Annotated in this window: 17 protein-coding genes; 13 read left to right on the top strand and 4 right to left on the bottom strand. The window is 67.1% G+C overall.

What is annotated here, in order from left to right:
* Nucleotides 1-5 precede the first annotated feature (5 nt).
* The 5 genes from HEP81_RS07980 (at nucleotide 6) to HEP81_RS07995 (ending at nucleotide 4,731) form a co-directional block, all read left to right on the top strand.
* Nucleotides 6-929, top strand: coding sequence for an adenine nucleotide alpha hydrolase family protein (locus tag HEP81_RS07980; protein ID WP_243279786.1), 924 nt, complete (start codon nucleotides 6-8; stop codon nucleotides 927-929).
* Nucleotides 926-2,182 (top strand): DNA cytosine methyltransferase, encoded by a 1,257-nt coding sequence (locus tag HEP81_RS07985; protein ID WP_037661059.1) that lies wholly within the window; start codon nucleotides 926-928, stop codon nucleotides 2,180-2,182. The genes HEP81_RS07980 and HEP81_RS07985 overlap by 4 nt, the downstream gene beginning before the upstream one ends.
* Complete coding sequence (locus tag HEP81_RS07990) at nucleotides 2,182-3,303, top strand: DnaB-like helicase N-terminal domain-containing protein (RefSeq protein ID WP_078967612.1); 1,122 nt, start codon at nucleotides 2,182-2,184, stop codon at nucleotides 3,301-3,303. The genes HEP81_RS07985 and HEP81_RS07990 overlap by 1 nt, the downstream gene beginning before the upstream one ends.
* Before the next feature lie 64 nt (nucleotides 3,304-3,367).
* The gene (locus HEP81_RS41390) at nucleotides 3,368-3,577 is read left to right on the top strand and encodes a hypothetical protein (protein WP_243279330.1); all 210 of its coding nucleotides are present in this window, start codon (nucleotides 3,368-3,370) and stop codon (nucleotides 3,575-3,577) included.
* An 11-nt stretch (nucleotides 3,578-3,588) separates the two neighbouring features.
* The gene (locus HEP81_RS07995) at nucleotides 3,589-4,731 is read left to right on the top strand and encodes an SPDY domain-containing protein (RefSeq protein WP_243279331.1); all 1,143 of its coding nucleotides are present in this window, start codon (nucleotides 3,589-3,591) and stop codon (nucleotides 4,729-4,731) included.
* Between the two features lie 176 nt (nucleotides 4,732-4,907).
* On the opposite strand, the gene HEP81_RS08000 is transcribed toward HEP81_RS07995, so the two are convergent.
* Complete coding sequence (locus tag HEP81_RS08000) at nucleotides 4,908-5,804, bottom strand: DUF5655 domain-containing protein (protein ID WP_037661057.1); 897 nt, start codon at nucleotides 5,802-5,804, stop codon at nucleotides 4,908-4,910.
* A 406-nt stretch (nucleotides 5,805-6,210) separates the two neighbouring features.
* On the opposite strand from HEP81_RS08000, the gene HEP81_RS08005 reads away from it, so the two are divergent.
* The 5 genes from HEP81_RS08005 to HEP81_RS08025 all read left to right on the top strand — a co-directional run bounded on the left by HEP81_RS08005 (nucleotide 6,211) and on the right by HEP81_RS08025 (nucleotide 16,047).
* Nucleotides 6,211-7,446: a helix-turn-helix transcriptional regulator gene (locus HEP81_RS08005; protein ID WP_063755273.1), complete on the top strand. Its 1,236-nt coding sequence runs from the start codon at nucleotides 6,211-6,213 to the stop codon at nucleotides 7,444-7,446.
* Nucleotides 7,447-7,538: 92 nt separating this feature from the next.
* The gene (locus HEP81_RS08010; protein ID WP_157854548.1) at nucleotides 7,539-8,783 is read left to right on the top strand and encodes a restriction endonuclease-related protein; all 1,245 of its coding nucleotides are present in this window, start codon (nucleotides 7,539-7,541) and stop codon (nucleotides 8,781-8,783) included.
* The gene (locus HEP81_RS08015; RefSeq protein WP_037661050.1) at nucleotides 8,780-12,103 is read left to right on the top strand and encodes an ATP-dependent DNA helicase; all 3,324 of its coding nucleotides are present in this window, start codon (nucleotides 8,780-8,782) and stop codon (nucleotides 12,101-12,103) included. The genes HEP81_RS08010 and HEP81_RS08015 overlap by 4 nt, the downstream gene beginning before the upstream one ends.
* A gap of 107 nt (nucleotides 12,104-12,210) precedes the next feature.
* Nucleotides 12,211-15,105, top strand: coding sequence for an RNaseH domain-containing protein (locus HEP81_RS08020; RefSeq protein ID WP_167739869.1), 2,895 nt, complete (start codon nucleotides 12,211-12,213; stop codon nucleotides 15,103-15,105).
* Nucleotides 15,106-15,232: 127 nt separating this feature from the next.
* Nucleotides 15,233-16,047 (top strand): IS5 family transposase gene (locus HEP81_RS08025; protein WP_243279756.1). Its coding sequence is split into 2 segments (ribosomal slippage): nucleotides 15,233-15,581 and nucleotides 15,581-16,047, totalling 816 coding nucleotides; the frame shifts between segments, so codons are not numbered across the junction.
* Nucleotides 16,048-16,314: 267 nt separating this feature from the next.
* On the opposite strand, the gene HEP81_RS08030 is transcribed toward HEP81_RS08025, so the two are convergent.
* The gene (locus tag HEP81_RS08030) at nucleotides 16,315-17,205 is read right to left on the bottom strand and encodes a DUF5655 domain-containing protein (protein ID WP_037664721.1); all 891 of its coding nucleotides are present in this window, start codon (nucleotides 17,203-17,205) and stop codon (nucleotides 16,315-16,317) included.
* 202 nt (nucleotides 17,206-17,407) lie between these two features.
* On the opposite strand from HEP81_RS08030, the gene HEP81_RS08035 reads away from it, so the two are divergent.
* Nucleotides 17,408-17,662, top strand: a complete 255-nt coding sequence (locus HEP81_RS08035; RefSeq protein ID WP_037664724.1) for a helix-turn-helix domain-containing protein — start codon at nucleotides 17,408-17,410, stop codon at nucleotides 17,660-17,662.
* Between the two features lie 122 nt (nucleotides 17,663-17,784).
* Here the strand turns inward: HEP81_RS08035 and HEP81_RS42620 are convergent, their stop codons facing one another.
* Nucleotides 17,785-18,216: a 3'-5' exonuclease gene (locus HEP81_RS42620; protein WP_421673950.1), complete on the bottom strand. Its 432-nt coding sequence runs from the start codon at nucleotides 18,214-18,216 to the stop codon at nucleotides 17,785-17,787.
* On the opposite strand from HEP81_RS42620, the gene HEP81_RS08045 reads away from it, so the two are divergent.
* Together HEP81_RS08045 and HEP81_RS08050 are read left to right on the top strand one after the other, a co-directional pair.
* Nucleotides 18,109-18,417, top strand: coding sequence for a transposase (locus HEP81_RS08045; RefSeq protein WP_190275964.1), 309 nt, complete (start codon nucleotides 18,109-18,111; stop codon nucleotides 18,415-18,417). The genes HEP81_RS42620 and HEP81_RS08045 overlap by 108 nt on opposite strands.
* The gene (locus HEP81_RS08050) at nucleotides 18,414-19,286 is read left to right on the top strand and encodes an IS3 family transposase (RefSeq protein WP_190275965.1); all 873 of its coding nucleotides are present in this window, start codon (nucleotides 18,414-18,416) and stop codon (nucleotides 19,284-19,286) included. The genes HEP81_RS08045 and HEP81_RS08050 overlap by 4 nt, the downstream gene beginning before the upstream one ends.
* A gap of 21 nt (nucleotides 19,287-19,307) precedes the next feature.
* Here the strand turns inward: HEP81_RS08050 and HEP81_RS08055 are convergent, their stop codons facing one another.
* On the bottom strand, nucleotides 19,308-20,834 hold the full coding sequence (locus HEP81_RS08055; RefSeq protein ID WP_051850808.1) for a UvrD-helicase domain-containing protein: 1,527 nt from the start codon (nucleotides 20,832-20,834) through the stop codon (nucleotides 19,308-19,310).

Raw genomic sequence — 20,834 nt, forward strand, 5'->3', positions numbered from 1 at the left:
AGACCATCTCAGACCAGCCCCAATTCCGCGCCCTTTCCCTCGGTGCGGGAGTTCAATCCAGCACGCTCCTCACCCTGTCAGCCGAGGGCGTTCTCCCGAGAGTCGACTACGCGATTTTCGCCGACACCGGATGGGAGCCCGAAGCGGTTTATGCACACCTCGACCGCCTGGAAGAACAGATAGCCGCGCCCGCCGGTATACCCGTGCTCCGCGTGTCGGCCGGAAATATCCGCGACGACGCCCTGAACCCGGATCACCGCTTCGCGTCCATGCCGCTCCACATCCTCAATCAGGACGGGCGCCCCGGAATGCCCCGGCGGCAGTGCACCGGCGAATATAAGGTAAAGCCAATCAAGCAGAAGGTTCGCGAACTACTCGGCTATCCTTATCCGGCCCGCGTCCCGAGGGGCGTTTTCGTCGAGCAGTGGGTAGGAATATCCACGGATGAATTCCACCGCGCTAAGGACGCGGACGTCAAGTACATGCGTAACCGGCACCCCCTCCTGGACATGTCCTGGAGCAGAGCCGACTGCGTGCGCTATCTGACCTCGCTCGGACTCGCCGACACCCCGAAATCGAGCTGTCTGGGATGCCCGTTCCACGAGAATGCGCAGTGGCGGCATATCAGGGACACCTCGCCGTCCGAGTGGGCGGACGTCGTCGAATTCGACGCGGCCATCCGGCAGGGCAATGCCCGTGCCAATGCGTCGAGCAGCAGGCTGCTCGGCGAGGCGTTCCTGCACCGCTCCCGGGTGCCACTCGACCAGGCGCCGATCGACGACGTCACCGCCGCCGAGCAGGCCGCCCTGCGGATCAGCGCGGACGATGCCGACGTCCTGGAGAACGGTGTCGAGGACGGCTGTTCGCCCTGGGCGTGCCGCGGCGACGCCGACGCGCTGACGCAGGACGACTTCGGGCTGGCCACGTGATACTCGACCTCTTCGCGGGGCCGGGCGGCTGGAGCAGGGCACTGCAACTTCTGGGCGTGCGCGACGTCGGGCTGGAATGGGACCCGTTGGCGTGCAGGACCCGTGCCGCGGCAGGGCAGTTGACCATCCGGTGCGACGTGGCGCGGTATCCGACCTGGCCGTTCATCGGCCGCACCCGCGGTGTGATCGCTTCGCCGCCGTGTCAGGCGTGGAGCATGGCCGGCAAGCGTCTCGGCTTGCTCGACCAGCCGCTGGTGCACGCGGCGGTCGAGGACCTGGCCGCCGGGCGTGACACCCGCGAACGCCTCCTGGCCGCCTGCCGCGATGAGCGCTCCCTGCTCGCCGCCGAGCCGATGCGCTACCTGTATGCGCTGAACACGGTCGGCGAGCCCGACTGGGTGGCCATGGAGGAAGTACCGGACGTGCTGCCCTTGTGGAAGCAGTACGCGGCCGTCCTGCGCGCCTGGGGGTTCTCCGTCTGGTGCGGGATCCTCAACGCGGCCGACTTCGGCGTCCCGCAGACCAGGAAGCGAGCGATCCTCCTGGCCTCCCGCCTCCGTACGGCGCAGCCGCCCACGCCCACACACGCCCGGCTCGCCGAGCCCGAATCGCTGTTCGGTCCGGGCCGTGCCCGCTGGGTCAGCATGGCCGAAGCTCTGGGGTGGGGGGCGACCGACCGGCCCGTCCCCACTGTCTGCGCGGGCGGCGGGCCCGGCGGCGGCCCCGAACCGTTCCCGTCAGGCTCCCGCAAGACGCTGTCCGATGCCCGGGAACGCGGCACCTGGATGCCCCGGCCGGACGGAGTGGTCTGGCAGTCCCGCCCCGAAGGCGCGGGACGGGAGGCCCGGCACAGCACTCGCGACAACCGGGCCGACGCTCCCGCGCCCACGGCCCACCGCTGGTCCTGGTCCCTGCGCAACAGCAACCAGGCCAACGCCACCGTCCGTCCGCTGTCCGAACCGGCCGGCACGCTGTTCTTCGGGCATCGCGCGAACGAGTGCACCTGGGTCGCCGAGCCCGCCACACCGCCGGCCGAAGAAGCCGATGCGCCGGCCGTTCCCGAGCCGATCCGGATCACCGCCCGCGAGGCCGGCCTCCTGCAGACCTTCCCCGCCGACTACCCCTGGGCCGGCAACAAGGGCCAGCAGTTCTCCCAGATCGGCAACGCCGTACCGCCGCTGCTCGCCGGCCACCTCCTCGCCCCGCACCTCGGCGTCACCCTCGACCCCGACGACTTCACCCTCGCCGCCTGATGCCCCACACCCACGAACCCCACGAAGACGACCTCGACACCGTCCCACCGCCCCAGCCGGTGTTCCACGTCGAGCAGGCCCTCCTGGGGGCCCTCCTCCTCGAACCGCACCACCTGGACGACGTGAGCGGCATCACCGCCGACTCGTTCTCCACCGCCGCACACACCGCCCTGTACGCGGCGATCAGCACGGTGCCGCGGCCCGACCCCGCCGAGCACGCGAAGAACACCACGTGGCTCGACCGCGTGCTCGCCACGGCTCGGAAGCAGGCGCGCGGGCTGACTGCTCCCTACCTGCACGCCCTCGTCCAGGTCTGCCCCTGGCCCCGCCACGCCCCCGCCTACGCCCGGATGGTCGAGGCGGAGCACGCCCGCCGCCGCCTACAGTCGGGCGCCGAACGCCTCGTCCACACCGTCCACGACGTCACCCTCCCTCAACCTGTCCAGACGGTGCTCGGTGAGGCCGACGCGCTCGCTGCGGTCGTGGACGACGTCGCCAACCGCTTCCCGCCCCGCGCAGGCGTGCTGCCTCGCACCACGGAACCGCCACCCACCGCATCCGCCTCCGCCTCCGCAGAGGCTGCCGAAGAGGAGCAGCTGCTGCTTGCGACCGCCACGGCCTACCCGTCAGACATAGAAGCCGTCCGGTGGCTGCTCCCCGGCGACCTCACCTTGCCGCTGCACGCCGGCCTGTGGCAGTGCCTGACCACCCTCGCCCGCCGCCGCGAGCCGGTCGACCCCGTCACCGTCCTGTGGGAAGCCCAGCAGCGCGGCCTGCTCAACGACGGCAGTGAACCAGACGAGGTCCTGCACATGCTGGCCGAACCCGCCGGATCCGTCGAACACTGGGGCGAGCGGACCCTGCAGCGCTCCCTCCTGGCCACGGCCGAGCACACCGGACGGCGCATCGAGGCGTACGCCGGCGACCCGGCGAACACCCCGTTCCAGCTCGTCGTCGGCGCCCGCCGCGCCCTCGCCGACATCGCCGCCGTCCGCACCCGCTGGCAGCAGGCCACCGGAGCCGTTCCGTCACCGCGGCGGCAACCGGCGTCCACCGCCCGCGCCGGCCCGCCGACCACCACGGCCGCACACGCCGCCCGGTCCACACGAGCAACCCGATGACTCCGAGCACGCCGGTGGCCGGACCTCAAGGTCCGGCCACCGGCAGAACAGTTGAGACGCCCACGTGACTCCCGCCATCGACGCCCATGTCCGCCTCGACACCCACCCCACTCACCCGAGCGCCGTGACCGCCGTCCTGACCGGCACCCAGGCCCGCGTCGCGTACATGGCTCTGGAGGCTGCCGGCTGGAGTGTCGCCGCCGCGGGCGTCCTGGTCCTGGCCCGCACGATCACGAGGAGCCCTACTGGGCCGACTATGCAGCCCGGCACCTGATCACCGAAGGCATGACCGTCGAGATCACCCCACGCCTCCAGGAGGCCATCGACGAGGAATGGACCTGGCCGAACTACCCGATGCCCTGGTGCACCCGCAGCGAAATCCGCGAGGTCTCCAATCAGGCGCAGAAGATCCACGACGCCATCCGCAACGGCCACCTCCTGATCCACGCCCACGCCCGCGACGGCCACACCACGGTCGCGGTCGGCACCTACCTCCACCCGGGCGGCAAGTCCGTCTACCTGCACGGCGAGGATCATCTGCGTCAGATCGCCGACACGTTCGACTCACCCGCCAAGGCACTGGTGGCCTTCGAGAAAGTCCACGCGGCCGAGATGCGCCCCGGCCCGGCGCCCTTGACCGACACCGAACGCGCCGCCATCGCAGCGCGTTCCGTCTTCGACGTCACCACGACCGAGGCCGAAACCCCCCGCCCGGAGCCAGAGACCGTCCCCGTCTACCTGGCCGATGCCGGCGACCACGACGCGCTCCTCGACGGCTTCCTCGACGCGCACGGTGACTTCGAAAAGTGGCGGACCTGGTCCGATGAAACGACCCACGCCATCCACGAATCGCAGACCCTGCGCATCGAGCGCGTCCACGACGCCCATGGCCGCGAGACCGCGTGGACCGTGGCCGCCTACGAGACACCCGTCTCCGACCGCGTATGGCACCTCACCGCGACCGGCGCCACCCCCGCCCCGGTGCTGCAGCGTCTGCTGATCCACCTCGCCAACGGCGACGGCTGGGACACGGTCATCTGTGCCCCGGCGGACGAGAAGACGGTCACCACAGCCACGCAGCCACTCACTGAAACCGGGTGGAAGCACACCCTGACCGGGCACGGGATCCGGTGGATGTCCCCCGACGGGGACGCAGGCGTTCGGTTTGACCCACTGACCGCGCAGGACCCCCAGAACCCAGCCACCTGGACCATCTGGGCCGGCCCCGCCCCGGACCGGCCCGCCTGGACCATCACCACGTCGCCGCACACGCCGAGTTCGCTGCTGGCCGACCTCTGCGAAACGCTCGCCCACGAGACCGGCACACGCCAGACGCAGCCCGGCCAAGAGCACCGGCCCCGCCGCGCCGCCAGCGCGCCGCCGGCTCCAACGGTCACGGCCGGCCGACCCGCCAGCCGTTCACGCTGATCACCGGCTCGCACGAGCGGGGCAACATAGCGCGGGATCGCCGGTTGGCCAAACCGGCGATCCCGCGCACCATAGACAGTCCACCGCCACGCCCTGCCCGCACGTCGAAAGGCTCCTCCCGCGGCCGCAGACACGACACACAGCGCAGCCCCCCAGAGGCCGGCCGCTGCGCGCGATCATGCCGCCGCGTAGCTTGCCCGGAACAGATCCTGCGCCCGCTCCACGTCCCTGAGCATACGGAGCTGCACCTCCAGGTCGCCCGTCCCGTGGTGCCCGAGACCGGACACGTCCCGGGTGAAGCCCGGAACCAGGTCGACGTCCTTCGGGTCGACCTTCAGGTACACCAGCAGCTTGCTGCGCTGCGGCGGGCACAGGCAGGCGAAGTTCCGCAGCCGCTGATAGGCCCGGTAGGTCTTGCGCTCCACGCGGTTCACGCCGTCTCCGAGCCCGAGCAGGGCCTCATCGACCGCGCCAGCCAGCTCCACCATCGACGCGCCCTGCACGTCGGCCGCTGCCTGGGCAACAGCCCGGTGCCGTACCCGGCGGCCCGCCTGCATGCCACCGCTCACGGAGGCCACGGTCTCAAGCCCGAGCAAGTCGCTGCCGAAGAGTCGGTAGCGGACCAGGTCGATCGAACGCCGGTGCTCGCGCACGGCGTGGACGTCGTAGCGGGTGAAGTCGCCGGCGATACAGATCAGCCGGGGGCTGCTCCACAGGACCTGGGACGCGGCCGTCACCCCGAGCCGGTCGCGGACCAGGTGCTCGAACTCGGCACGGTGGTCCATCAGCCACGCCAGGTAGAACAGGCCCTGGTTGATCACGCCGGCATCCGTGCCGCGCTTGTACTCGACGATGACCGGTGATCCGTTTTCGTCCAGCCCGAGCGAGTCGATCCGGCCCCCGTGCACCGGCCCGGTGCCGTACTCGCTCGCCAGGAACCGGACGCCCAGCAGCGTCTCCATGTGCGCCTCGACCAGACCCTGCACATCGGCCTCGATCTCAGCAAGACGCGGCATGACCTCGGTCATGCCGCTGTTCGTCGTGTCCGTGCGGAACAGCTTCAGGCCCGACACCTTCCCCTCCTCGGCTCGGAGATCACCAACGCCGACGGGGTGCGGGATTGTTTCCGTGAGAGGCTTCGGGGGCGTGAAGATGGTGTGAGACCCACTGACGGTCTGATCGGGGAGCGCTCGCATCCCCCGGTCGCCGGGAAACCGAGATTCCCCCATGCGTCCCCCGCGACCTGGGGGACAGCAGCGGGAAGCTTCGTTTACGCAGGTCAGCCCCCGTAGCTCAGCGGATAGAGCAGGCGCCTTCTAAGCGCTCACTCCATACTCCGGAACGCCAGCACGGGGCCCCTGTGGACCAAGTACGGCGACTGGGCTTCGGGCACTCCCCCGCACTCGCTTGACTCACCCCAGGCTGATAGCCACTCGGCGCATAGTTGCCATGAAGTCTTCACTGGGGTTCCCTACGGGTATGCCGAGGCGTCTGCTGGCCGTTGAGCACACCAAGATCCGGGCGCTGCGCGAGCAGGCTGGGCTTACTCCGCAGGAGCTTGCTGACCGTGTGGGGGTCACGTACCGCGTGGTCGTGTACTGGGAGGAGGGCAGGTATGTACCTGAAGCCAGGAACGTGCATCGGCTCGCAGATGCTCTGGGCTGCACCACCGCCGAACTCACGGGAACGCCAAGCGGGTCCGAGACACTAATTGACCTCCGGTATGCCGCTGGCCTCACCGCAGAAGAGGTCGCCACTCGTCTTCGCGCGACTGCCGTCGGCCGTGATCTGTTCGTGGACGCGCACAAAGTCCGCAGCCTGGAGCGGGGCCGTCAGGTGTCTGGATGGAACTGGAGGAAGCCGGGACACACGGGCCGACTCGTGCAGCAACTGGCAGCCGTGTACAAGGTGCCGGTCCGGATGGTGATGGACGCCTGGATGCGCACGCGGCCGACAGATGAGCCCCCGCGTCTGCCCGAGCGGGAGCGGCACGGTCCGCCGGCGTCAGCGGTCGAGGGCTGGGAGGGGCTGAATGAACGGCAGCAGGTCTATCTGGGAGAAATCCTGCGCGATGACCAGATGACTGAAACTGAGATGTGGATGCGCCGGCAGAACCAGGTCAGGGTTCCGCCGGCCAAGCAGTGGCGGAAGTTGCCGTTCGCTCTCGACGCCCCCACCGAAGTAGTCGGCCACACGCGCCTTCAGCAGCGCCTGCGGAGCGCTGGCGTCCACGATCAAGGGGCCGGGGCCACCCTCCACTCCCTGGAGCGGCTGGGGCTGATCAAAGTGACCAAGGACCGCGTAGAGGTTCCCGGAGTCGGCGAGGTAGACCGGACCCTCGTTGAGATTACGCGCCGCGGCCGTGCCTGCGCCCGCGCCGGGCTGGGAGAACCTGCCGAGTCGCCGCCTCCCGCGCATCTGCTGTCTGAATGGCTGTGGGGCGTTCTGCTGCGTGTCGCCGCGGCCGGCCCGGAGGGTCTCCACGAGAGCGAGCTGACCGGTAAGTCCCTGTTCTACTTGGCTGTCGGCTATCGACCGAAGCGCCAGGCACATCCCAGCAGAGGCTTCATCGAACTACGTCCCCGGATGGCACCGGGCGATACGCACGTCCTCGAATACCGGTGGCACACCACCGCTCTCGGGCAGCAACACATCGCCTCCTACCTGCACGTCTACACGGAAATGTACCCAGCTGCGGCGTCTCCAGCGCAATGATCATTTAGATCGGTCCGAGGTCATTCCGGAGGCATTGTCAGACCCATGCCCTACCGTCGTCTCCCGTGACGACCCATGTCGACGATGATGGCTTGACGTTCTCGCATTTCGAGGCGTTCCGCCTGATCAACTTCACCTTCATCAAAGCCTGTCAGACGATCACCGCACCGGACCTGAGCCCGAGGGACCGGGCCGAAAAGCTGATGCGGTATCACGGGGACTTGCTCGCCGCGTACGGCCCCGGAGTGCCACTGTCGTTCGGCGAGTTCCGCCGAAGGCTGCGCGGTCCCGTTGACGGCCTGCTCCCGCCGTGGCTGGACCGGTCCGGCTTCGGCGATCTCGACTTTCCGGTTGTCGACGCCGAGGGCTGCGTCACCGGAAACGCCTTCGATCTGCAGTGGGAGACCTCCCAGCTGCACCGGATTTTGAAGCGGCTTCGGCGGATCGGCCGGATGCGGTTCACCGAGGAGCAGCTTCAGGACGAGATCGACCAGGATCAGATGTACGAGATCCTCAAAGGCCGCGGTGACGCCCAGTACGTCAAGGACCGCACCACGCTGGTGGAATGCCCGGCCGGCACAGCCGCGGAGCTGAACAAGCGCGGCCTGCCCCTCAACGCCATCGGCTTCTACGAGCCGATCCCCTACCACGCCGTCTACCGCACATGGTGGTTCCCCTGCACGGTGTGCAAGTGGCCCATGAAGATCAGCAAGCGGATGAGCGCGGGCCGCGAGTACTACCGCGTCGCCTGCCTCTACGGCCGTCACGCCGATACCGGCGCCAGCTTCATGTTCCGCCCCACGTCCGGAGACGCGCCGCAGCTGCACCCGGACAGCCCGGACACCCCGACTCCGCACGAGGCAGCGCTCGCGCTCGGCACCACCGGTGCCGTGCCTGAGGCGAAGCCGGTTGAGGGGCATCTGGCCCTCAAACGAGGCGTGTGGCGCTACACCTGCGTGCCCGGCCTGCACGAGCTGCGTCTGCACACCGTTCTGCGGGAGCGGCTGGCCACCGCGCTGGCAGATGTAGACGAGGCCGTCAGGCTCTGGCCGATGAGCGATGCCTACGACCATCGCATCGAGGTCAAGGGCCCTGACGGGAGCACGCACGTCTTCACCGTGGATGTGAAGGACTACACCCACGGCCGTGTCCTGGCCGAGAGCCTGCACCGCAACGAGGGCGACAAGGGCGGCGCCGAATGGCTCGTCGTTCCCGACCACCGGGCCGACCAGATCCCCCTGCTGACCGTGACCTGCCACAAGTACGGAATGAAAGCCGCGACCATGACCGACTTCGCCAAGATGGTCTGCCAGAGCGCCGGGGTGGTGTGGGCATGAGCCAGATGACTGTCAGGGACGCCTTCGTCCGCGCCGCGCTTGCCCTGGCCGCCCACTACTTCCCGCAGCAGGACGATGACGGCAAGCCGCTGGCCTCCTTCCGCGACGCGGCGTTCTTCGCCAGCTGCAAACCGCAGGCATGGGAAAGATGGAAGGAGCTGGGCAGTGAGGAACGACTGCTCGTGGCCGAGGTGATGAAGCTCAGCAACCCCGACCTCGCCGACGAGAAGCGGTTCGCCTCCGCCGCGCGGATCCTCCTGGGCGCCATGGACACCGCCGACGAAGAGGACGAGCAGACCACCCTCCAGCTGTTCACCCTGGCCGGAGATCCTCTCACCGCCACCGCTGCCTACCCCCTGCTGGGAGGGGACTACCTCGGCTACACCAAGAGCCTTCTCGCGCCCTACCGGCGGCCGAGCAGCCGGCGCAAGCCCCACGAGTTCGCAGCGCCGGGCCAGACGTACGAGACGAGTGAACGCACCGAGGGAAACGAGATCGTCCACGGGCGCGTGACCATCCCCCGCTTTCCCGCTTTCACCCAGCCCCTCGGCCACGACACGCTTCCCGCCCTCGCCACCCAGCCCAACGTCGGCACGGTCCCGGTCTACGTCCAAGATCTCAAGGACATCGCGCAGCTCCTGGACACCCAGTACGAGGACACAGAGGCTGGCCCCTGGTTGCACAAGGTGCTGACGGGCCTGCTCGACCGGGTCAAGGCCCGCGACACCGACACCGTCAACGTGCTGGACCTCCTGGCCGGCAGCACCCAGATCTTCCACGCGCCCACCGGAACCGGTAAGTCCGTGCTGGTCCGTCTCCTGGGCTCGTGGGCCGCGCTCAACGGCTACCGCATCACCCTCCTCGTCCCTGATGTGAAGGCCACGCTCGCCGCCGTCTGGGACATCAGCCGCGACCTCGAGATCCTGCACGAGGCGGGCAAGACCGAGCACCTGGCGACGTGCGCTCCGCTGATGTCGCCGTCTTCACGGCACGAGCGGGCCCTCAAGCACGCGTCCCTAGTCAAGGAGGACCCCGACGCCCCCGGGGAATGGGGCAAGCGAGGCCGCCGTGACGTCGACCACCTTGCCTATGGATGCGCACAGCAGCACTGGCTCGACTCCGCCGGCATCTACCGCCCCGGCAAGGAGAACTGCCTGAGCCTGCGTGGCGGCGGAGAGATGCTGGCCTGCCCCTGGATCCCGACCTGCGGCAAGTTCACCCCCGCTTACCAGGCCGCTGACGCCACGGTGATCGTCACCAACCACCACAACTTCATCCAGGGCACCATGCGGGTGGGCATCCAGATCGACGGCCGCCCGGTCCGGTCCGTCACCGTCCGCGAGTTCGTGCTCCGCGCCAGCGATTTCGTCATCATCGACGAGATCGACGCCTTCCAGGCCGTCGCCGTCGACCGCTGCGCCACCACCGTCGATCTGCACTCCCGACGCCCGTGGACCGCAGAACCGCAGGTCCTGGACACCGCGGCCAAGCACCTTCCTCTGCGCTTCGAGGACCAACTCATCGAACCGGTCAGCCACGTCCGGCTCATGGCCGAGTCCCTGCTGACCGGACTGTGCACCAAGGCATTCCGCCTCAACCACCACGACGACGCCCGAGTCCCGCGGCTGAGGCACGAATACGACTACGAGGGCTGGCGCCTGCCACGCTCCAAGGACCGCGAGCTCATCAGCCTCCTGTTCCCCGAATACCAGGTCAACGACGGCCAGCCGCTTCCCGCCGAGGCCATCCACCGGCTCAACGCCCTCGTACCGGCACCCGACCTCGGCGAAGACGACGAGACGGCTCCTACACCCATGATCTTGGACCCCGAGTGGGAACTAGTGAGCAGCGTCCTCGGGGCCGTCGTGTCGCCGCGCGGCATCAACCAGCGCGACGCGCTCAAACTCAGGCTCCACGAGGCCCTCGCCCCGATGATCAGCGACGGCCGCACACGCAACCGGGCCATCGACCACCTCCTCATCCGCACGCTGATGAGCGAACTGGACGTGTCGCTCGCCGTTCTGCGCGACACCGCCCAGTCCCTGCGTCACTCCGGGCTGCTCAGCGCCAACCGCATCATCGACTCGATGCGCTCCGGCGGCATCGCCGACGTACTTCCGCACGGAACAATCGGCAGGCCGATCAGCGGCTACCGGGTCACCGGCATGAAGAACCCGGAGAAGGACGCCAAGCTCTCCACGCAGCACATGGCCGGCGACCCGCACACCTACGTGTCGGAACTCGGCGGACTCGTCTCACTGATCACCGCCGGCGTAGAGCGGCCCATCTTCGGGCTCTCCGCCACGGCCTACTTCCCCCAGGCGGTCAAGGAACACGTCCACGCCCCCGTGATGTGGTGGATGACCGACGCCCAGGAAGAGTCCATCCTGGTCGAGTCCTCGGCCGTCACCTACGGCAACGGCCACCGAAAGGCCGGAGAACGCATCCCGATCGCCGGCCAGTTCCCCTCCGACAAGCCCGAAGCCCTGCGTGAAATCGGTGAACGCCTGTACGAGACAAAGCTGTCGAGGAAACTCACGCGCCTGGCCAAATCGGAATCGACCCGCACCCGCGCCCGCGTGATCCTCACCGCCAACAGCTACGAACAGTGCGGCCACATCGCCACCGGCATCGCCAAGGCGAAAGGGCTCTCCCACCGCGTGTGCGTCCTCGTCCGGGAAGAAGACCGCCTCAGCAACGTCCGCTACCTCCCCGACCCGTCACTGGTCCGCCGCATCACCGTCGAAGAGGTCGAGGAATTCCCCCAATTCGGCGACATCCTGATCGCCCCACTGGCTAACATCGCCAGAGGACTCAACATCGTCGTCAATCTCCGCTCAGCCATCCACTCCATCTACCTGTGCGTGAGGCCCCCGCTGATCATCGACGACCCCACCTGGATGTACGGCAGTGTCAACGCCGCAGGCATCAACTCGTTGCCCGCATCCGGTGCGTCGGATCCCGTCCAGGCTCTGCAGACGGCTCGCACCGCAGCACGCGACCACTTGGCCACCATTCTGCGTTCCTCCCCGCAGCTGTCGACCATGGACCTCGTCCTCCAGGAACAGATGGTCGCCGGAATGCTGGTGTCCCTCATCCAGCTCGCCGGCCGAGCACGACGCGGCGGTACCAACATGGAACTGCACTTCGTGGACTACGCCTTCCACGACGAGACGTGGAGCTCCGACCTGGCCAGCATCATCGAACGCATGGCCGGCCGGTGGCTGCCGGAGGAACGCCGGCAGATGGCCGAACTGTACGGCGAAGCGGTCAACGCCTTCCTGGCCTACGCAGGCGTCGACCTCGCCCTCTCCGCATAGCCCAGCGCTTCTTCCCGAAAGAGATCACAGCATTGAGTGACACCACCGCGACTCTCCCGAGCACCCTCACCCTGCGCTGCACTCCCGAACTCGTCCAGGGTCAGAAGGTGTACGTACGGATCTTCCCGCGAAGCGTGCGCGATGAATGGGAGAAGCTGAAAGGCGCCGGAGACGACGAGCAGAAGAGCCAGCAGCATCCGGACGAGAAGAAGAACCTGCCGTACTCAACCGCCTTGACCTACCTGAAGTTCAAGACCGGCGGGTACGTCCACCTCGACCGGTACCTCAACTTCCTGGTCTCACTGGAGAAGATCGACGACGAGACCCTGCGCCACGTCTTCCGGTGCGTCGTCGGCTACAGCAAGGGGCTGAGCACCGACCAGGCCGTCCTCCTCGACGTACCGCCGGTGGCCGAAGCCATCGCGAACACGCCCGAGCAGGAGTTCGAGATGACGCGCTTCCTCAAGCCGGTGTCCGGCAGGCAGCCGAAGTGTCCCGACTGGATGTACGTGGCCGTGCCCTGGGTGATCTCCAAGAAGCTCGCCCAAGAAAAGTTCACCATCTACGACCTCGTCCCGATCACCAAGAAGGTCGCTGACAAGGAGAAGGACGGCTCCCCCAAGCTCGACGCCAACGGCGAACAGGTCTACAAGAACCGCACGATCGGCTGGAAGGCCAACCCGAACAAGAGGGAAGTCACCTACCTCCCCGACAGTCGGGGCGGCCTCATCGCCTGGGATCACCCCTTCGGACGCAAGTACAACCTCCGTGACGACGCAACCGAGGTCAACGAGGCCACCAAGGCCCAGTACGCGATGTCCCGGCTCTCAGTGGTCATGAAGACCGAGCCCAACGTCGTCCACCCCGTCATCTTCCTGGACGCCCACGTCACCCGCGTCCACAGCAACATGATCTATGCCAAGTCCACGCACATCTACCAGGGCAGCGACGGCCTTCCCATCCTGCACACCGAGCTGGTACGCAACGGCAACGTCCGCGCAGTCAACCAGCGCGCCCTGGAACTGCTCGCACGCGACGAGATGGACATCAGCGTCCTGCAAGCGCTGCAGACACGCGTCACCGAAGAGCGGGGCCTGCTGGAAAAGGCCGCCGAGAGGGGGGAATTCCCCTCGTTCATCACCCCTGACGCCGGCGTCATCCGCCCGCTCATGCCGCAGAACGACAACTTCGCTGTCGGCACGGGACCTGGCACCCTCCACCTGCGGCTCCTGGCCGAACACGTCTCCAAGGTGCTGGGCGAGAAGGCCACCTGGGTCGACTTCACGGTGGAACCGATGACCTTCGAGCCGCGCCCCACGGACAAGCAGAAGATGGCCCCGCAGGAGCGTGCAAGCCGCATCGAGGCCGGCGAACTCCTCCACACCATCGGCTTTCCCCCGCCCGAAGAGATCACCGCCTCGGTGAAGGCCCAGGGCTTCGAGCACCTGCGGATCGTATGCCTGTGGTACCGCTGGAACACCCGCCTTCGCATGATCAACGCGCTGTCCCTGGCCTTCCCGGACGGCTCGCCCATCGGCGATCCTGAGCCAGGCGAGGAGGTCTTCCTCGCTCCCGGCATCAGCGTGGTGTTCCGCCAGGCCGAGCGCTTCCTGTCACACGGCGACGACATCAACCGGACCGTGGAGTTCAAATCCCTCGAAGACGACTTCGCCGACAGCGAGTCGCAGGTAATGGTCGGCGCCTGGTGCGAGACTGAGATCCCGGCCCTGAAGAAGAAGGACGGAGAGAAGCGGAACGCATTCCTGCTGCGCAAGGAGCGCTATGACGGAAAGTTCCAAGTCCGCCGCTTCCTGGCCAAGAAGGGCTTCGTCTGCCAGTTCACCAAGGGAATGAAACCGGGATCCTTCGGAAACCCCGCAACAGAAATCAGTCCTCCGAAGCCCGGGAAAGATCACGCCGCTTACATGGCGCTCCTCGACCTGTACCGCTCACTCGGGATCATCGACCAGCGCCTCGCACGGGCCATCGCGAAGGACAGGAAGGGCCACGAAGCGGGGAAACTCGTCTACTGCGGGATCCACGCCCGCCGACAGGCCAAGACCGCCGACGGCAAGCACACCAAACGCATCATCGTTGCCACCGCCCTGTTTCCGCCGGAGGAGGAGGGCGACGCCTGGACGATGCGAGCGTGGACACCCCAAATCGGGGCCTGGGTGCCCTACCGGGAGGCAATCGCCGCCTTCCACGCCAGTGACTACGCACTCCACGTCGACGGCAAGGGCGAGACGGACAAGGAACGCTGGGCGGAAGCAGCAGCACACGTCGAAGACGCCCTCTCCAGCCTCGTCCGCGACGAGCTGGAACCCGGCATGGGCTATGTCGTCATGGTCGACGGGCACGCCTGCCGACGGATGTGGACGGGCCTGCACAACGAGAATCAGAGCTACCAGGAAGAGGACATCACCGATCCGCGCACCTGGCTGCCGGGATACGGCAAAGGCAGGAACGCACCTCGCAAGAAGCCGAGCGCGGTCATCCGGATGAACGTCGCCGCAGACGAGGTGCCCCAGTACGTTCCCGTCCCTCGCGAGAGCGATCCGGACACCGAGAAGGAATCCATCCTGTTTGCATCGGCCAAACTACACCGCGCCGACGTGGACTTCGGAAATCCCTTCTGGATCCTGTTCAACATCCCGCGCAACTATCAAGCCAAGGGCGGCGACCTGGGCAAGACCATCACTCGCTGGGACGCCGACCCGGGCAAGGGCGGAGAGGAGGGGGAGCGGGAGACGAATGAGCTCAAGGCTCCGTGGTGGGCCGTCACGGCGACCGAGATCTACCCAGTCGGTGTGGCCGATGGGGTCGACCGGACGATGCTCGCACGGGCGACCGCGCGCTTGTGTCACCAGACCATCGCCTGGTCCGACCGCTCCCGCTACCCCGTCCCGCTGCACGCAGCCAAACAGCTCGACCTCGACCATCCCCAGTACCGGCGGTCGGCGCCGCCCGAGGAACAGGGAGATGAAGCCACCGACGAGTAGCCGAAGATGCGTTTTCGGGAGTGATGCAGACGAGGGGCGGCGGATCGCCTCCTGGGCCGGCTGATGGTGATAAGCGATGGCGCACTTAGACCGTGTCCTACATGGCCAGTTGGTCGTTGGTTCGGTTATGGGGAGTGGGCGGTGGGGATGGATCGTTCCGGATGGCTTATGGGAGATCGCCAGGCCACTGCTGCCGCCGGCGCAGGTGCGTCCGCAGGGCGGTGGGGTCGCGAACATCGATGACGAAGCGGTGTTCGCCGCGATCATCTATGTGCTGGTCAGTGGCTGTGCCTGGCGGGCGTTGCCGCCGTGCTTCGGGGCGTCGAAGTCGACCGTGCACCGTCGGTTTCTCATCTGGTCCCGGGCTGGTGTGTGGGGACGACTGCACCAGAAGGTGCTCCAACTCCTGGACGGTCAAGGCCTGATCGATCTATCGCGAGCGGTCCTCGACTCGGCCCATGTCCGCGCTAAAAAAGGGGCGAACTTGCAGGTCCGAGCCCCGTGGACCGGGGTAAGCCCGGTTCCAAGATGCATGTCCTGTCGGATGCGAACGGACTGCCCCTACGCGTCGGACTCTCCGCGGCCAACACCCACGACAGCCTCGCCCTGAAGCCGATGCTGTCCCATTTCCACATGGGACACGAATCTCATGCGAACGATTCCAAGCCTGGGCGGCTTCACGCCGACAAGGCCTACGACGTCCCTCACCTGCGGCGATGGCTATGGGGCAAGCACATCGGCGTCCGCATCGCGCGCAAGGGCATCGAGTCCAGCGAGCGGCTGGGCCGCCGCCGCTGGGTCATCGAGCGCACGATGTCCTGGCTGACCGGCTACCGACGTCTCAACCACCGCTACGAGCGTCAGCCAGGCAACTACCTGGCCTTCCTCGGACTCGCCGCCGCCCTCTGCTGCTACAAGCGACTCCTCAAACTGACCATGTAGGACACGGTCTTATTCACTCGCCCAGGTCGTGTGACTGGGCGGAGGCGCTGCGAGCCGCCGCTGCTCGCGGCTGATGCCAGGGCCAGACAGGCTGATCACCAGCACCGCAAAGCGGGGGAACATAGCGCGGGATCGCCGGTTGGCCAAACCGGCAATCCCGCGCAACATTGATAGTCCACCGCCACGCCCTGTCCCTACGTCGAAAGGCGCCTCCCGACGACCACAGACCAGCCACGAAGCGCGCACGGCCGAGGGACCGTCCAGCGATCACGCCGCCGCGTAGCTCGCCCGGAACAGATCCTGCGCCCGCTCCACGTCCCTCGGCGTACGAAGCTGCACCTCCAGATCACCCGTCCCGTGGTGACCAAGACCGGACACATCCCGGGTAAAGCCCGGAACGAGGTCGGTGTCCCTCGGGTCGACCTTCAGGTAGACGAGGAGCTTGCTCCGCTGAGGCGGACAGACGCAGGCGAATTTCCGCAGACGCTGATACGCCCAGTACTGCTTGCGTTCAACGCGGTTCACCCCGTCCCCGAGCCCAAGCAGTGCCTCGTCGACCGCGCTCGCCAGCTCCATCATCGACGCGCCCTGGACGTCGGCTGCCGCCCGGGCAACCGCCTGTCGGCGCATTCGGCGGGTGACCCGCATACCGCCGCTGACGGATGCCACACTCTCAAGCCCGAGCAGAGCGCTGCCGAAGAGTCGGTAGCGGACCAGGTCGATCGAGCGCCGGTACTCGCGCACGGCGTGAACGTCGTAACGGGTGAAGTCGCCGGCGATACAGATCAGACGCGGGCCGCTCCACAGGACCTGGCCCGCGGCTGTCACCCCGAGGCAGTCGTGGACCAGGCGCTCAAACTCGGCGCGATGGTCCATCAACCACGCCAGATAGAAAAGGCCCTGGTTGATGACGCCGGCGTCGACGCCGCGCTTGTACTCGACGATGACCGGCGAGCCATTCTCGTCCAGCCCGAGCGAGTCGATCCGGCCCCCGTGGACCGGCCCGGTGCCGTACTCGCTCGCCAGGAACCGGACGCCCAGCAGCGTCTCCATGTGTGCTTCGATGAGGCCCTGCACGTCTGCCTCAACCTCAGCAAGACGCGGCGCGACCTCGCTCATACCTTCATTCGTCGTGTGAAACAGCTTCAGGCTCGACACCTTCCCCTCCTCGGCTCGAAGATCGAGAACACCGGGCGGGTCAGGATTGTTTCCGTTAGGGGCTTCGGCGCCGTGAAGAAGATGTGAGATCCCGGATTAGTAGCCCACCCCTGGCCACCATGTCCACACACATCTACTACTGCCGCAAGCAACACAGAATCGAAAGGCATCGCCGACAAGAATGCCCAGCCAGAACAGCGCAATGCAGCACGGGCAGTTCAGCCCGGCACATATACGAGCCACCTGGAGCGGAACCGCGAGCGTCGAAGAGGCTGCCCAAGCGTTTGGGCTGTCCAGGTCGAAGAGCTACGACCTCGTCCGCCGCGGCGAGTTTCCCTGCCGCGTGCTCCGAATCGGCCGCGCCACCCGGATTGTCACCGCATCACTGCTCCGAGTCCTGGAAAGCGGCGAACCGGAATACAACACCGTCGACACCAGGCACCTCACGGGCTCCTGACCCAACGTGTCCATGCCCTCGATGGCCTATTGCCCCTCGCCCCGTGACCAGTGCGTGTTCCCAAGGCGAGCCGGTGCCGTCGCCTCAGTGAGGTCAGAAACCGAACGATGGTCTGGGCCGCTCTACGTCGTGCTGTAGGGAACACCCTTGACATCGAGTATCGCAGCAACTCGACTCGTGTGCTTACGATGCAGGGCGCAGACGAGCAGTTCCTGCGCTCGGGAGCCAGCCACGTAGAGGACACGCCGGGCCTCGGTGTTGTGGGCGCCTTCCCAGTCGTCCAAGACCGTCCGCCCAGTCACCGGGTCTACCCGCAACCTGTCTGGCAGGACAAGTACGACTCCGGGGAATTCCATGCCCTTGACGCCGTGGACAGTGGTGGGCTTGATCCGCTTTGACGGACATCGGAGATCAGGGGTTTCGGCCCCGGAAGGATGATGTTCATCATGGAGAGTATGGGGAAGAAGAAGCCGCGTCCTCGCCGCTCGTTCACGCCGGAGTTCAAGGCCGAGATCGTCGAGCTGTGCCGGCGTGGGGACCGCTCGGTCGGTCAGGTCGCGAAGGACTTCGACCTGACCGAGACCGCGGTCCGCGACTGGGTGAAGCAGGCCGAGATCGACGCTGGCGAACGCGATGGGCTGACCAGCAGCGAGCGTGAGGAACTGGCCGCGCTGCGGCGGGAGAACCGCCGGCTGCGGGAGGACGTCGACGTCCTCAAGCGTGCGACGGCTTTCTTCGCGAAGGAGACCCGGTGAACGTCGACCCGTTCATCGAGGCGGAGAAAACTGCAGGTCACAACGTCAAACGGACGTGTGAACTCCTCAAGGTCTCCCGGACCGCCTACTACGCCCGCCGCACAGGCACCCCCGCCCCCCGCGCGGTGCGGGATGCCGAGCTGACCGAGCAGATCACCGCCGTCCACCAGCGGTCCCGCGGCACCTACGGGGCACCACGCATCCACGCCGCCCTCCAGCGTGAAGGCGCCGGCTGCGGACGCCGCCGCGTCGCCCGGCTGATGCGGCAGGCCGGCCTCACCGGCCGGCACCGCCGACAGCGACACCGCACCACGATCCCCGATCCGCACGCGGTCACCCGCCCTGACCTGGTCCTTCGCGACTTCCGGCCCGACCCGGCAGGCCTCGACACCCGCTGGTGCGGCGACATCACCTACATCGCCACCCAGGAGGGCTGGCTCTACCTGGCGACCGTCATCGACATCGCCTCCCGACGCGTTGTCGGCTGGGCCACCGCCGACCACCTGCGAACCGAGCTCCTCGCCGACGCCCTGCGGACTGCTTGCCACACCCGCCGCCCGCACAGTCCGGTGATCTTCCACTCCGACCGGGGCCGCCAATACACCAGCCGTGAACTCGCCACCCTCGCAACGGAGTTCAACGTCCGTCTGTCGGTCGGACGGACTGGCCAGTGCTGGGACAACGCCCTCGCCGAATCGTTCTTCTCCACCCTCAAGAACGAACTCGGCGACAACCGGCCCTGGCCATCCAGAGCCGCTGCCCACACCGCGATATTCGAGTGGATCGAGAGCTGGTACAACTTGCACCGGCTTCACAGCAGCCTCGGCTACCGCAGCCCCGCAGAATACGAGACAGCCTTGGCGGCCTGACCAACACACCAACGGTGTCCGTCAAAGCGGAACAAGCTCAGTGGAGTGGCGGATGGACGGGCTGTTACCGAAGCTGGAGACGCTGGCCCAAGCGGCCTCCGGTGGTGCTTTGAACAGCTTGCCCAAATCGCTGGAGGCCGGGGCTGGCCCGTCTCCCCAGCTGGCTTGTTTCAAGAACTCACGCACCTCGGCTGCGAATTCGAGCCTGGTCTTGCCTTGAGCGTCGAGCCCCAGAGCCATCCGTACCGCGAAGCTCTCCAGCCACCGAGGGTCGACACTGATCTCTTCGCAGGCCGCTGCAAAGCTGTGATGCTGTGTGTCCCGCCCAGCGGTGAGCGTCGCCAGGATGGCTCGCTGCACCTGTTCGACGGCCTTCCGACGGGCCTTCGGGTCCGTCTCCCGCGACCGGAGCGTAGATCCGGCGTTGGCGATGGCCATCACGCGATAGCTCCCAGCGGCTTCTTGGCTAGCAACGCCGGCCGCCTTCATCCCATGAGCCTCGGCGTGGGACAGGACGACGAGATCGTCTGCTGCGAGCTTGTATCGCTCAGCGACTTCCAGCGCCGCAGGCACGATCTGGTCGAGAGCCGAGAACTCGATCAGGTGGACCGGGGTCTGGACGACGGAGTTCTCGCCGCGAGCCGTCTCTACCAGTTGCCCGGACCTCAGGGCAATGCTGAAGGCACAAATGGCCGGCGAGCTGCGCCAGTTGTCGTCGAGTTCGAGTTGGACAGGGAGGTCGGCGGCAAACTCCTGGACCGCGGCGGGAGTCGCGTTGCGGAACTCGTAGATCGATTGGTCGAGGTCTCCCACCATGACCACGCGGACGCCGCTGTCTCGAAGGAAGCGGAGGATGTCGAGCTCTTCTCGGCCACAGTCTTGCGCTTCGTCCACGATGACCTCGGCGAAACGAGCCCGCAGCAGCCCTGCAAGGATCGCCCGCTCATTGGAGCTGTTGAGCCAGAACGCGGCCAGCAGACGGGCAGCCTCGCAGGTGATGGTCCCGACCTTGAGCAGTTGGCCAAAGATGTGCGACGCCTTGGCTTCCGCCTCGTGTTTGCGTCGCGCCAATTGATGGTGCACCGCGGCATCGCCGAACGCCTTCGGCACTCGGCTCAGGTCCAGATGAGCGCGCCCGTCCGGGTCGAAGTCGAACCAGCGGAACTCCAGGTCTTTGGCCCTTCCTAGATCAGGGACGAGGCGAAAGCTCGTACTGGTCACGTCCTGCCAGGACTGTACGTAGTGGGGCCTCCGGTTGTACGCCTTCACGTACAGAGGGGTGACGATGAAGCGGTGGATGAACGTGTCGAACGTGCCGACGAAGTGGGGTGCCCGCAGGGCCTCCGTCTGGCTGCCACACCTGTGTCGGACCTCGTCCACCGCGGCGTTGGTGAAGGAGATCAGGGCGATCCCGCGTCGGGGTTCCTCGGCGGTCCGCTGGAGGAAGCGGGCGACCATGGCCCGGGTCTTGCCGGCCCCAGGGCAGGCCGCCGCGAACAGGCTGTCTGTGGCGTCGACGAGGGCCTGCTGGCCGTCGGTGAGCTTCAC

This window comes from Streptomyces griseofuscus, assembly GCF_014673495.1.
Lineage (GTDB): Bacteria > Actinomycetota > Actinomycetes > Streptomycetales > Streptomycetaceae > Streptomyces > Streptomyces murinus.